Annotated in this window: 12 protein-coding genes; 8 read left to right on the forward strand and 4 right to left on the reverse strand. The window is 52.8% G+C overall.

Annotation, left to right across the window (positions count from 1 at the left end):
- The first annotated feature begins 1 nt into the window (after position 1).
- From carA to pyrE, 6 genes are read left to right on the forward strand one after another with little or no spacing between them, the layout of a single operon-like run.
- Positions 2-1,090 carry a glutamine-hydrolyzing carbamoyl-phosphate synthase small subunit gene (carA, locus tag CRN96_RS00935; protein ID WP_097039630.1) on the forward strand — a complete coding sequence of 363 codons (1,089 nt, stop codon included), beginning with the start codon at positions 2-4 and terminating at the stop codon, positions 1,088-1,090.
- Positions 1,083-4,259, forward strand: a complete 3,177-nt coding sequence (gene carB / locus CRN96_RS00940) for a carbamoyl-phosphate synthase large subunit (protein WP_097038209.1) — start codon at positions 1,083-1,085, stop codon at positions 4,257-4,259. The genes carA and carB overlap by 8 nt, the downstream gene beginning before the upstream one ends.
- An 8-nt stretch (positions 4,260-4,267) precedes the next feature.
- Entirely contained in the window at positions 4,268-5,017 is a 750-nt protein-coding gene (locus CRN96_RS00945) for a dihydroorotate dehydrogenase electron transfer subunit (protein WP_097038211.1), read from the forward strand.
- Entirely contained in the window at positions 5,014-5,928 is a 915-nt protein-coding gene (locus CRN96_RS00950) for a dihydroorotate dehydrogenase (RefSeq protein ID WP_097038213.1), read from the forward strand. Before CRN96_RS00945 ends, CRN96_RS00950 begins: the two co-directional genes overlap by 4 nt.
- A 15-nt stretch (positions 5,929-5,943) precedes the next feature.
- The gene (pyrF, locus tag CRN96_RS00955; RefSeq protein ID WP_097038215.1) at positions 5,944-6,648 is read left to right on the forward strand and encodes an orotidine-5'-phosphate decarboxylase; all 705 of its coding nucleotides are present in this window, start codon (positions 5,944-5,946) and stop codon (positions 6,646-6,648) included.
- The gene (pyrE, locus tag CRN96_RS00960) at positions 6,641-7,252 is read left to right on the forward strand and encodes an orotate phosphoribosyltransferase (protein WP_245844508.1); all 612 of its coding nucleotides are present in this window, start codon (positions 6,641-6,643) and stop codon (positions 7,250-7,252) included. Before pyrF ends, pyrE begins: the two co-directional genes overlap by 8 nt.
- A gap of 45 nt (positions 7,253-7,297) precedes the next feature.
- Here the strand turns inward: pyrE and CRN96_RS00965 are convergent, their stop codons facing one another.
- The 4 genes from CRN96_RS00965 to CRN96_RS00980 form a co-directional block, all read right to left on the reverse strand.
- Entirely contained in the window at positions 7,298-7,849 is a 552-nt protein-coding gene (locus CRN96_RS00965; protein WP_097038219.1) for a DUF488 domain-containing protein, read from the reverse strand.
- A 485-nt stretch (positions 7,850-8,334) separates the two neighbouring features.
- Complete coding sequence (locus tag CRN96_RS00970; protein WP_097038221.1) at positions 8,335-9,234, reverse strand: nuclease-related domain-containing protein; 900 nt, start codon at positions 9,232-9,234, stop codon at positions 8,335-8,337.
- Between the two features lie 206 nt (positions 9,235-9,440).
- The gene (locus CRN96_RS00975; protein WP_245844509.1) at positions 9,441-11,105 is read right to left on the reverse strand and encodes a phospho-sugar mutase; all 1,665 of its coding nucleotides are present in this window, start codon (positions 11,103-11,105) and stop codon (positions 9,441-9,443) included.
- Positions 11,102-12,796 (reverse strand): Rqc2 family fibronectin-binding protein, encoded by a 1,695-nt coding sequence (locus CRN96_RS00980; RefSeq protein ID WP_097038223.1) that lies wholly within the window; start codon positions 12,794-12,796, stop codon positions 11,102-11,104. Before CRN96_RS00980 ends, CRN96_RS00975 begins: the two co-directional genes overlap by 4 nt.
- Positions 12,797-12,928: 132 nt before the next feature.
- Here CRN96_RS00980 and gmk point away from each other — a divergent pair, with 132 nt between their 5' ends.
- On the forward strand, positions 12,929-13,552 hold the full coding sequence (gmk, locus tag CRN96_RS00985; RefSeq protein ID WP_097038225.1) for a guanylate kinase: 624 nt from the start codon (positions 12,929-12,931) through the stop codon (positions 13,550-13,552).
- Positions 13,552-13,746, forward strand: coding sequence for a DNA-directed RNA polymerase subunit omega (gene rpoZ / locus CRN96_RS00990; RefSeq protein ID WP_097038226.1), 195 nt, complete (start codon positions 13,552-13,554; stop codon positions 13,744-13,746). The genes gmk and rpoZ overlap by 1 nt, the downstream gene beginning before the upstream one ends.
- The last annotated feature ends 35 nt before the right edge of the window (positions 13,747-13,781 follow it).

Below are 13,781 nucleotides of genomic sequence, written 5' to 3' on the forward strand. Positions count from 1 at the left end.
GTTGAATGATATAAGATACCTGGTGCTGGAGGACGGCACCGTCCATGAAGGCTATAAACTCGGAGCGGATGCTGAATCTTTCGGCGAGATCGTCTTCAACACATCAATGACGGGCGTGCAGGAGATCATCACCGACAATTCATACACCAATCAGATCATCACGTTCAGCTATCCGCTCGTCGGCAGCGCGGGCTTCAACTTCGAGGACAGCGAATCGCTCCTCCCCACTGCAGGCGGCGTGGTCGTGCGTGAAGCGTCTGAGCATCCCTCCAATTTCAGATGTGATGAAAACCTGGATCAATTTTTGAAAAGGCACGGCATACCGGGCATCAGCGGCGTGGATACAAGGAGCATCACAAAGAAGATCCGCACCGGCGGCGTGATGAAGGCGATGATCACGGATTCATCCGACCATGACAGCACGGTTTCGAAAATAAAGGACTCGACCGACGCAACGGATCAGGTGGCAAGCGTCTCGACGAGGACGCCTTACATCTCGACGGGCAGGGGCCCGAGGGTCGCGCTCCTTGATTTCGGCAAGAAGGAGAACATCGTCCGCTCGCTGAACCATCGCGGATGCGACGTCACGGTGCTGCCGCATGATACGCCGGCTGCACAGATTCTCGACATGAAGCCGCACGGCGTGATGCTCTCGAACGGCCCGGGCAACCCGGAAGACGTGCAAGTCGCGATCGAGACGGTGAAGGGCCTGATCGGAAAAGTCCCGATCTTCGGCATCTGCCTCGGCCATCAGCTCATCGCACTCGCCGGAGGTGCGCGCTCATATAAGATGAAGTTCGGCCACCGCGGTGCGAACCACCCGGTGAAGAACCTGCTTACGGGCAAGGTGGAGATCACAACGCAGAACCACGGTTATGCAATCGACGGCAACAGCCTTGAAAACACGGATTTTGAAGTGACGCACACCGCCCTGAACGACGGTTCCGTCGAAGGCCTGAGACACAAAAGCGCACCGGTCTTCAGCGTGCAGTACCACCCGGAAGCTGCAGCGGGGCCGCATGAAACATCATATTTATACGATCAATTCATTGGATTGATGACGACTGAAGGAGGACAAACGAATGCCTAAACGTAACGATATCAATACAATCCTTGTCATAGGGAGCGGACCGATCATCATCGGCCAGGCGGCGGAGTTCGACTATGCGGGGACGCAGGCCTGCCTTGCGCTGAAAGAGGAAGGATACCGCGTCATACTCGTGAACTCGAACCCGGCGACGATCATGACGGATAAGGAAATCGCGGACGTCGTCTACATCGAACCGCTCACACCGGACTTCATCAGCCGCATCATCCGCAAGGAGCAGCCGGACGCACTGCTGCCGACGCTCGGCGGCCAGGTCGGGCTGAACATGGCGGTTGAACTGGACCGTCTCGGCGTACTCGAGGAAAATGACGTCGAGCTGCTCGGTACGAAGCTTGATTCGATCAAACAGGCGGAAGACCGTGACCTGTTCAGAAATCTGATGAACGAGATGGGCGTTCCGGTCCCTGAGTCGGACATCATCACAACGATTGAAGAAGCCTACGAATTCGTCGAGAAAGTCGGCTACCCGTTCATCGTGCGCCCGGCGTACACAATGGGCGGCACCGGCGGCGGCATCTGTGAAAATGAGGACGACCTGAAGGAAATCGTTGCGAATGGCCTGAAGTATTCACCGGTGAACCAGTGCCTGCTTGAAAAATCGATCGCCGGCTTCAAGGAGATTGAATATGAAGTGATGCGCGACTCCAATGATAATGCGATCGTCGTCTGCAACATGGAAAACATCGACCCGGTCGGCATCCATACAGGGGACTCCATCGTTGTCGCACCAAGCCAGACGATGACGGACAAGGAACATCAGATGCTCCGCACCGTCTCGCTCGACATCATCAGGAAGCTTGAAATCGAAGGCGGATGCAACGTCCAGCTGGCGCTCGACCCGCACTCATTCGACTACTACATCATCGAAGTGAACCCGAGGGTGTCACGCTCCAGTGCACTTGCCTCGAAGGCGACGGGTTATCCGATCGCGAAGCTCGCTGCGAAAATCGCAGTCGGCATGACGCTCGATGAGATGCAGAACCCGGTGACGAATACGAGCTATGCGGCATTCGAACCGGCACTGGACTACGTCGTTTCCAAAATCCCGCGCTTCCCGTTCGACAAGTTCGAAAAGGGCGAGCGCAAACTCGGCACGCAGATGAAGGCGACGGGCGAAGTCATGGCCATTGGACGCACATATGAGGAATCACTCCTTAAAGCGATCCGCTCCCTCGAATACGGTGTCCATCATCTCGGACTGCCGAACGGTGATGACTATGATCTCGAGTACATCATCCGCTCCATCAAGGCACAGAGCGATGAGCGCCTGTTCTTCATCGGCGAAGCCATCCGCCGCAATGTGACGCTTGAGGAGATCCATGAATGGACGAGGATCGACATGTACTTCCTGAACAAGTTCAAGCACATCATAGATATCGAAAGACAGCTGAAAGACAATAAAAACAGCATCCCGCATCTGAAGTGGGCGAAGAAATTCGGCTTCAGCGACCGCGTCATCGGCCACCGCTGGGAAATGACCGGAAGCGATATCTTCAAGATCAGGAAAGAAGAAGGCATCATGCCCGTCTATAAAATCATCGATACGTGTGCAGGCGAGTTCGAATCCAACACCCCGTACTTCTACGGCACATATGAAACCGAGAACGAATCGATCCCGAGCGACAAGGAAAAGATCCTCGTCCTCGGCAGCGGACCGATCCGCATCGGTCAGGGCATCGAGTTCGACTACGCGACGGTGCATGCGGTATGGGCGATCCAGGAAGCGGGATATGAGGCGATCATCGTGAACAACAACCCGGAAACCGTCTCGACCGACTTCTCGATTTCGGATAAACTTTATTTCGAACCGCTCACGCATGAAGATGTGATGAACATCGTCCACAATGAAAATCCGAAAGGCGTGGTCGTGCAGTTCGGCGGACAGACGGCGATCAACCTGGCGGACCGCCTCGCTGAGGAAGGCGTGACGATCCTCGGCACAAGCCTCGACGATATCGACCGTGCAGAAGACAGGAAGCGTTTCGAGGCGCTGCTGCAGGACATCAAAGTTCCGCAGCCCCACGGCAAGACCGCGACGAACGAAGCGGAAGCCCTGGAAAATGCACGCCATATCGGATTCCCGATCCTCGTCCGTCCGAGCTATGTCCTCGGCGGGCGTGCAATGGAGATCGTCTTCAATGAAAGCGAGCTTGAGAACTATATGAGGAACGCCGTCAAAGCATCTCCTGAACATCCCGTGCTCATCGACAGCTATCTGACGGGCAAGGAGATCGAGGTGGATGCGATATGCGACGGCGAGAACGTCATCATCCCGGGCATTATGGAACACATCGAAAGGGCGGGCGTGCACTCCGGTGACTCCATGGCGGTCTATCCGCCGGTCAACCTGTCGCAGGAGGAGATCGATACGCTTGTGGATTACACTGAGCGCCTGGCCAAGGGCCTGAACATCATCGGCATCATCAACATCCAGTTCGTGCTCTCAAAAGATGGCATCTTCGTCCTCGAGGTCAACCCGAGATCGAGCCGTACAGTGCCATTCATGAGCAAGATCACGGAAATCCCGATGGCGGGGCTTGCGATGCACGCGATACTCGGCAAAAAGCTCAGCGAGAGCGGCTATCCGCTCGGCCTTCAGCCGGTCCAGCCGGGCTACTATGTCAAAGCGCCTGTATTCAGCTTCTCCAAACTTAAAAATGTCGATGTCACGCTCGGGCCGGAGATGAAATCGACCGGGGAAGTCATGGGCAAGGACGATACGCTCAATAAAGCCCTCTACAAGAGCCTTGTTGCGAGCGGCCTCGATGTGAAGGACCACGGCACGGCATTGTTCACCATCGCGGATAAGGACAAATCGGAAGCCGTTGAACTTGCGAAACGATTTTCACACTGCGGCTACCGCATCCTGGCAACAAAGGGGACGGCAGTAGCCCTTGAAGAAGCGGACATCCCGGTCGTCACCGTGGAAAAGATCGGTGAAGGCGAGGAAACGCTGCTGCGCGCAATCCAGAACGGCAATGTACAGATCGTCGTCAATACGATGACGAAGGGCAAGGAAGTCGAAAGGGACGGCTTCAGGATACGCCGCGAATCCGTTGAAAACGGTGTGCCGTGCCTGACGTCCCTCGACACTGCAAGAACGCTGATCGAAGTCATCGAAAGCATGACTTTCAATATGGATAAAATGTAGGTGGTAAAATGAAAAGTATCATGACTGTCATTTCCCAGGAGCAGATTGCCGATAAGATTTACGAGATGGTGCTTGAAGGCGAGATCACGCAGAACATGAAGACGCCGGGTCAGTTCGTGCATGTGAGGGTGAGTGATTCGACTTCGAATGTGCTGCGCAGACCGATCTCGATTTCAGATATCGATGCGGAAAACTCACAGTTCACGATCACTTACAGGGCCGACGGGGAAGGGACGAGGCAGCTTTCCCGCTTCAAGCGGGGCGACGACGTCGACCTGCTGTCGCCGCTCGGCACAGGCTACCCGGTCGAAGCGGCAGAACACGTCCTGATCATCGGCGGGGGCATCGGGGTGCCGCCGCTCTATGAACTCTCGAAGCAGCTGAATGCGATCGGTGTGAAGACGACCCACGTGCTCGGCTTCAACTCGAGTAAGGATATTTTCTACGAAGAGAAATTCCGCGCGCTCGGCGAGACCTTTATTGCGACGGTGGACGGCAGCCGCGGTACGGAAGGCTTCGTCACCGATGTGACGAGGAATTTGAAAGATTCATACGACCGGTTCTATGCATGCGGACCGAAGGTGATGCTGAAGGCGGTCAGTGATGAACTCGCGATCGACGGCTACGTGTCGCTCGAGGAGAGGATGGGCTGCGGCTTCGGTGTCTGCTATGCGTGCGTCTGTGAACGCGCGGACGGGACACAGGCGAAAGTGTGCACCGACGGCCCGGTATTCAGGAAAGGTGAGATCGTACTATGACAAATTCAAAACTCGCGGTTTCGCTGCCGGGCCTCGAGCTCAAGAACCCGGTGATGCCCGCTTCCGGCTGCTTCAGTTTCGGGGAGGAATTTTCAAAGCTGTACGACCTCTCGAAGCTCGGCGCGATCATGATCAAGGCGGCGACAGAAGAACCCCGCCCAGGCAATAAAACACCGAGGGTCGCCGAGACCGCAAGCGGCATGTTGAATGCAATCGGTCTGCAGAACCCCGGCGTCGACCACATCATCGAACATGAACTGAAGTTTCTGGAGCAGTATGATGTGCCGGTGATCGCGAACGTCGCGGGCACGAAGATCGAGGACTATGTGAGTGTCGCCGGCAAGATCTCCAAAGCGCCGAACGTCAAGGCACTGGAGCTCAACATTTCATGCCCGAACGTCAAAGAGGGCGGTATCCAGTTCGGCACCGACCCGGAAACTGCCAGAAAACTGACATATGAAGTAAAAAACGCGTCAAGCGTCCCCGTTTATGTTAAACTATCACCAAATGTCACCCATATCGTGGACATGGCGAAAAGTGTGGGGGACATTGCGGACGGGCTGACGATGATCAATACGCTTGTCGGCATGCGGCTGGATGACAGTGGCAGGCCGATTTTGGCGAACATCACGGGCGGCCTCAGCGGACCGGCCATCAAACCGGTGTCCCTGAACATGATCTACCAGGTCAGGCAGCATATGCCTGACGTCCCGATAATCGGAATGGGGGGCATTGCAACAGCAGATGATATACTGGATTACTTGTCGGTCGGCGCCGATGCAGTGGCAGTGGGGACGATGAACTTCACCGACCCTTACATCTGCCCGGCATTGATCGATGAGCTCGCAGCAAGAGTCGGCACCCTCAATATAGATCATATCCATGATCTAAAAGGCAGGGCGTACTTATAAAACTAGGGGGAAATTATTATGAACACACCAATTATTGCACTCGATTTTCGGGAGTATGAAACGGTCAAAGAATTTTTGGGTCAATTTGATGAGAAATTGTTCGTCAAAGTGGGATTGGAACTTTATTTGTCCAACGGCCCTAAAATCGTCGAAGAAATCCGTCAGATGGGTCATGATATTTTCCTGGATTTGAAACTCTATGATATTCCGAACACCGTCGGCAAGGCGATGGAGGGCATCGGCAGGCTGGATATCCAGATGACGAACGTCCATGCGCAGGGCGGTACGGCAATGATGAAACGTGCACTGGAATCATTCAAGGACGGCAATCCGGACGGCAAGCTGATCGCGGTGACGCAGCTGACATCAATGACTGATGAAATGGTCTCCCGTGAGCAGCAGTCCGTGCTGTCACTGACGGAAAGCGTCGTGCATTACTCGAAGCTCGCGCATCAGGCAGGGCTCGACGGCGTGGTGGCATCCCCGCTCGAATCGGAGATAATCCATGAAAAAGTGGGACCGGAGTTCCTCACCGTCACACCGGGCATCCGTCTGGAAGAGGATTCCAATGATGACCAGGCGAGGGTCGTGACCCCCGCCGATGCAAGAAATAAGAAATCAGATTATATCGTCGTCGGGCGTTCAATTACGCAGGACAAGGATCCGGTGGATAAATACAACAGGATCAAGTCAATCTGGGAGGGCGTCACGGTTGAGTAGGGAAAGCGTAGCAAAAGCTTTACTTGATATAGGTGCAGTACAGGTCAGGCCAGATGACCCGTTCACATGGGCAAGCGGCATCATTTCACCGATATACTGCGACAACAGGCAGATCATCGGGCATGTGGAGGCAAGGAAGGGCATCGTCAACGACTTTGCCGAGAAGATCCGGGAGATCGCACCGGAGACGGAAGTGATTGCGGGCACGTCGACTGCGGGCATACCGCATGCAGCCTTCATCAGCGAAGCGCTGGGGCTGCCGATGAGTTACGTCCGGGGCAGCAAAAAGAAGCACGGCACCGGCAGGCTCATTGAAGGCGCGGATGTCAAAGGGCGGAAAGTCGTTCTGATCGAGGACTTGATTTCGACAGGCGGCTCGAGCATTGAAGCGGCTGAAATCCTGAGGGATGAAGGCGCGGAAGTTGAAGCCGTCGTTGCGATATTCTCGTACCAGCTTGAGAAGGCTGAGCAGAACTTCGAATCTTCCGGATTCAAATGCGTCACACTGTCGGATCTCGATACACTGCTTGATGTGAGTGTGGATGCGGACATGCTGACGGAGGCCGAAAGGGCCGAAGTCGTGAAATTCAGGGACGAACTGTAGAATGGGAAAAGGATGCCGGTTGCCGGCATCCTTTTTTTGTCGGCATCAGTCAAGTTTCGGATAGACGACCGTCTGATCCTCCTCGATGATCGGCATCGCGCCCCATTTGCCGAGCTCGTGGGGTGTGAGTTTTATTTCATCTTCAGACCGCCGTATGATATGGATGACTTCATGCCCGTGCGCCTTCAGCCAGTTGCTGATGAGGAGGCGGTGGCAGCGGGCCGGATGATTTTCGGAACACATATAGGCGACGGTGTGATTTTGTGCAGTTTCGAGCAGGGTGTTTATTCCGTCGGCAAATTCCTCCGACAGAGTATAATCCGCATAATGATGGAATGACTGGTTCCGCCAGCCTTCGTTCAGTGTCGGGCCGACGATCGAGGAACTCCCGCGCCTTCCGCCGAGCGCCGGCATATGCTCATAATCGACGCCCTCCGGTTTGAGCCATGTGCGCATTTCCTCCCCGTTGAAGTGCGGATGCTTTTTACTGTAGGGGAACGCCCGCACATCCGCGACGAAATTTATTTCCGCGTGCGTGAGCATCGCAATGAACACCTCTTTTGAATAATCCGAATGCCCGATCGTGTATATTTTCATGGAATCACCTTTTTATTGGTCAATACCACCGTGGGGGAAATAAAAACCCGGCGGCTGAGGAGGTGCGTTGATTCGGGGAATCGATTAACTTAGGTGATTCCGCCGACTTAATCGAATATCGTCAGCGAAATCGATTACCTTTATGAATTCGGCCGACTTAATCGAATAACGTCAGCGAAATCGATTATCTTCAGGATTCCAGGTGACTTAATCGAATATCATCTGCAAAATCGATTATCTTCAGTATTTCCGCCGACTTAATCGAATGTCATCTGTAAAATCGATTATCTTTAGGATTCCTGCGGACTTAATCGATTATCGTCTGCAAAATCGATTATCTTCAGAATTTCCAGCGACTTAATCGAATATCGTCTGTAGAATCGATTATCTTCAGAATTTCCAGCGACTTAATCGATTATCGTCTGCAAAATCGATTATCTCAAGAATTTTCGTCGACTTAATCGAATAGCCGCATCACTGATCCCTCAAAGCCCCAATCTGCCTCTCTTCACATTACTCCTGACATAAAATTCACTGATCTCCCCATCCGAAAACGCCTGAATGAGACTCGGCGTGACCTTCCATGAGCGGTTGAGGACTTTCAACTCGCGAATCAGCCTGGCGGCGGCGTCCAGAATGGGGATATCAACCTCACAACCCCTACATCTGAACCAGTCCCTGTTTTTCCGCGTGACTTTCCTCCCGCATCCTCCACAGAATACACCCTTAGCAAGCTCGCGGAACCCGACGGTCGTATCGCGCTGATGCTTAACGACATCGACTTTCCTCTCTTCCAATCTGGAAATGAGCCGGCTGTGGTCATAATGGTTGCCGGCCATCGCCTTCGCGAGCTTCTTATGCAGGTTGCTCCTTACGATGATCTCACCCGCCGCCGGCAGATTGAAGATCGTCTGCCGCTTATTGATGAACACGACCACATTGAACATGCGGATTTCCGAGCCGAAGCCGTAAAGCATTTTCCCAAGCGTATCCCGCTGCCTCGCCACCTGAAGCAGCGGACTCGCGAACTCGTTGCCGTTCTCGAAATACCACTTGGAATCCTTATAAATAAGATCAAAGCTGTAATTCTTGATCTCAAACGTGTATAAAAAATCTTTCGCCACCACCAGATTATCGAGCTGGACGTGCGAGGCATCCTCCCTCGATTTCGTGGAAAGCTCCGGAGCATCCTCGGGATAAAAGCTGTAGTCCTTGATATGTATGATATTGCTCCCTTTAATGAACGGCTCGATGATGCCGTCGAATTCCAGTTCCCCGATAAAACCCGCTTCCAGTTTCTGCAGTTCATCCTTCTCGTAAGCCGGCAGGATGTACCTCTCATGCAATATCTCCAGCTGCTGATGCCGCCTTGTCTTCTCCCTCATTTAAGCGCCCCCGGTTTTTATTTCCATCATAAACCGCACCTGAATTGTTGTCATATCGCAACAATTCGATTTCTGCACCGCAAATCAGGCAGTTTTCAGTAAATCGTGTCACAAAACAGCCGGTTTTCCAATTTCTGACTCCCAAAATTCAAAATCTGTAAAATAAAGACCCGCAAGCCGAAGCTGACGGGCCGGTATAATGATATTCAGACGCCGAAGATCATGTCGTTGATGATTTTGGCTTCCTCGTCGATATGGCGGGTGGCGAGTGAGACGTAAAGTTTCACCTTCGGCTCGGTGCCGGACGGCCTGAGGGCGATCCAGCCGTCTTCAAAATGGATCTTTATCACATTCGCGCGCGGCAGGTCGATGGTTTCAGTCCTGCCGTCATCAAAGCGGCGTTCGCCCGACAGATAGTCTTCCACACAGACGACTTTACGCCCCTCGATCTCACCGGGCGTATTCCTTCTGAACTGGTCCATGATCTCAGCGATTTTCTCCCGGCCCTCGAGGCCTTCGAAAGTATGGCTGATCATCTTCTCCATCTGACGGCCGAACTCTGCGTAAATCTCTTCCAGCCGGTCGACGAGCGTCAGCCCTTCGTTTTTAAGCTCCGATGCAAGCTTGACGATGGCGGGCACGATCTGGATTGCATCTTTGTCACGGACGAAATCGCTGATCAGATAGCCGTAGCTCTCCTCGTAACCGAATGCGAATTCCCGCGCCGAATCTTCTTCAAGCGCCTTTGCGACGGCACCGATGTATTTGAAGCCGGTCAGGACCTCAACGGATTCTGCGCCGAATTTTTCTGCGATCTTCCGGCTCAGATCACTCGTCACCACACTCTTCACCACGACGGGCGTGCGTTCAAAATCCGTCGTCTTCAGGTGATTGTGCAGTAAAATGATGCCGAGCTGGTTGCCGTTCAGATGCACATATTCACCTTCATGCCTGACTTCGATGCCAATCCGGTCGGCGTCCGGGTCCGTTGCGATGAGGAGATCTGCGCCGACTTCCCCGCCGAGCGCCCGGGCGCCGGTAAATGCTGCAGTCTCTTCCGGATTCGGGCTCTTCACGTGGGAGAAGTCGCTGTCGACTTCGCATTCTTCTGCCACAAGGTGGAGGCCGTCAAACCCGAGATCGCGGAGGATGTATTCCGCGACCGGCAGGGCGGTGCCGTGAAGGCTCGAGAATACGACCGAGAGGCCGGAGGCGGGGATGTCCCCGGTGAGCGACTTCACTTTCGCCTGGTAGTCCTCATAATGCCGGTAGTCGATATGGCGGATTTGACCTTCCTCCAGGGCTTCATCAAAGTCAGCAGACACAATGCCGAAGACATCTTCAATGCCGTTGATTTCATCACTGAGCGCCGCAGCCGGCGCGTCTGTCAGCTGCGCGCCGTCCGCGCCGTACACTTTGATGCCGTTGTATTCCGGCGGGTTATGGCTCGCCGTGATCATTATGCCGTAATCCGCCCCATGGCGCCTTGTGAAGAAGGAGAGTTCAGGTGTGGTGATATAACCTTCGGACAAGTACACCCCGATGCCGTTTTCTGCGAGGACGGAAGCGATCGCCTCCGAAAATTCACGCGACAGGCGGCGGATGTCATAGCCGATCACGACACGGCTGCCGCCTTCCTTCCTGATCTGCCGGCTGAGGCCGTATGCCACTTTTTCAACGGTGTACCGGTTCAGCCTGTTCGGGCCGAGGCCGATTTTCCCACGGATGCCGGCCGTGCCGAATTTGAGCTCCTCGATATGTGCATCTTCATGATCCGCTTCACTTAGAGATGCATACATCTCTTCTGTAATCAGACTGCCGTTCAAATGTCTTTCCCATTCTTCCCTTGCCAATCCATTCACCTCATTCATGTCGTTACTTTCATTTTATCAATTTCCTGCCTGACGGGTGTAACAAAAACCGTTTTCTGGTCGGTGTAGGTCACGAATCCGGGTTTTGCACCGGATATTTTATGCACATGCTTGATTTCCGTATAATCCACCGGGACGGATTCCGAACTGCCGGCCTTTGAATGGAAGGCCGCGATCTTCGCAGCATCCAGAATATCCGCTTCTTCTATTTCATGCGGCGGATGGGCGATGACCACGTGCGATCCGGGAATGTCCTTCGTATGGAACCATAGATGGTTGTTCCGTGATTTCTTGGAAGTCAGATGGTCATTCTGCTTATTGTTCTTGCCGACGAATACCGTGAGACCGTTCGTGGTCCTGAATTCATGCAGCTGGATCTTCTGCTTCTTCTTCTTTTTATTCGACTTTTTGAATTTCAGGATGCCTTCCTCGACGAGCTCCTCCCTGATCTCCTCGACTTCTGCGGAAGTGGTGATCGCATCCATCTGGTGCAGCAGGCTCTCGAAATACTTCTTGTCCTGATGCGCTTTTTCCAGCTGTTCGTAGGCCGTCGTTTCACGGTTTTTCAGCTTGTTGTACATGCGGTAGTATTTCTGTGCGTTCTCGCTCGGTGGGAGTTCCGGGTCGAGCGGTATGGTCACTTCCTGATCCGTGTAGTAATCCTGTACGGTCACTTCCTTGTCGTAGCGCTTCACTTCATGCATGAAGGCGGTGATCAGCTCGCCGTACTTCTGGTATTCATCCTTCTTCTCCGCTTCTGCGAGGTCTTCATGCAGCTTCTCGATCTTGCGCTCCACACGGTCGTACTCCCTTTCGATGACATGCAGGTAATCCTGTGCCTTCTGGCGGATCATATTGTTCTGGAAACGGCTGTGGTAGTAGTCGTCAAGGAGGGCACTGAGCGTCGGGTACACTTCCGGCTCCGTCCCCAGATGATGCAGCTTCGTGAAATAAAAGACATCCTTGTCGAGACGGTACAGTACCGGTGTGATCTCTTCGGCGCGCCTGAGGCCCTCTTTGATGGCGGGGACGATGTTCTCTATCGTGAAGTGCTTTGCATGATGCTCGATTTCCCTGATGAACAGCGGGCTGAAGCCTTCCACGGCCTTCAATATCTGACGGCTCAGTTTGCCGCTGTTGAAGTCGATCCGGGCGGGGAGGGTGTTGATCTCATCGGTGCGCGGGTTCAGCTTCTCATCCGTCGGCGGCGCCTCGTACTTGAAGCCCGGCATGACGGTCCGGATGTTGTTGTTCGGGGTCAGGTGTTTGATGCCTGTAATGATCTTGTAGTCTTCATCGGTCATGATGATGTTCGAATGCTTGCCCATGATCTCAAGTATCAGAATCCTTGTGATATCGTCACCGATCTCATTTTTTGAATTGACCGTGATATGGACCCGCCGGTCGTTGCCGATCTGTTCGATGGATTTTATGATGCCGCCTTCCATGTGCTTCCTCAGCACGCGGGAGAACATCGGTGGATCGAACGGGAATTCATATTTCTCCCGGGTCAGGTGGAATCTTGCATACATCGGATGGGCACTGATCAGCAGCTGGTGGTTTGCACCCTGGCTGCGCACTTTGAATATCAGTGTCGTTTCATCCATCTGCTGGATTTTATTTATTTTGCCCGATTGGATGATCTTCAGTTCATCACACAACGCATGGACAAAGTTGCCGTCAAATGCCATTTACATCTCTCCTTAAATACATTACCTGAATATTTTACCATGAACATCAGTATATCAATAATTTTTCAGATGAATTTTAACAACATGTATGATACATTAAGAGATAATCACAAAAAAGAAAGGTAACTCGCTATGACTTCAGACAAAGGACTTTTGATCGTGCTCTCAGGGCCTTCAGGTGTCGGAAAAGGCACAGTAAGAAAGGCTATTTTTGATGATCCGGATACAGCTTTTAAATATTCAATTTCCATGACAACCCGTCGGCAGAGAGAAGGCGAAGTGGATGGTGTGGATTACTTTTTCAAGACGAAGGAAGAGTTCGAATCATTGATCGAACAGGATAAATTCATAGAATATGCCGAGTATGTGGGCAATTATTACGGTACGCCGATAGATTATGTGAAGGAAACGATGGAGAAGGGTTACGATGTCTTTTTGGAAATCGAAGTCGAAGGTGCCAAGCAGGTCCGCGAGAAGTTTCCGGAAGCACTGTTCATCTTTCTGGCGCCGCCGGACCTCACCCAGCTGGAAGAGCGCCTGATCGGACGCGGCACCGACTCGATGGAAGTGATCAGACACCGGATCAGGGAAGCGAAACGTGAACTTAATCTGATGAACCTGTATGATTATGTTGTGATCAATGAAGATGTACAACAGGCGAAACGGCGTGTACAATGTATAGTTGAGGCTTCGCATATGAAGCGGGAACGCGTTGAATCAAAACTGAGGAAATTATTATTGGAGGTCAACAATTAATGTTATACCCACCGGTTCATGAGTTGAAGAAGAATGTGGATTCGAAATATCTTGTGGTGACGCTCGCTGCCAAACGCGCAAGGGAACTGCAGGACTACCCGGACAGGGTGATTCTTGAAAATTACGAATCTGTAAAAACAGTAGGCATGGCGCTTGAAGAAATCGCTGAAAATAGAGTAAGGCCACTAAACTAGCTGACAATACTTTGTCAGCTTTTTTTAAAATTGAG

Origin of the sequence: Salinicoccus kekensis (assembly GCF_900220995.1) — a bacterium.
Classification (GTDB): Bacteria; Bacillota; Bacilli; order Staphylococcales; family Salinicoccaceae; genus Lacicoccus; species Lacicoccus kekensis.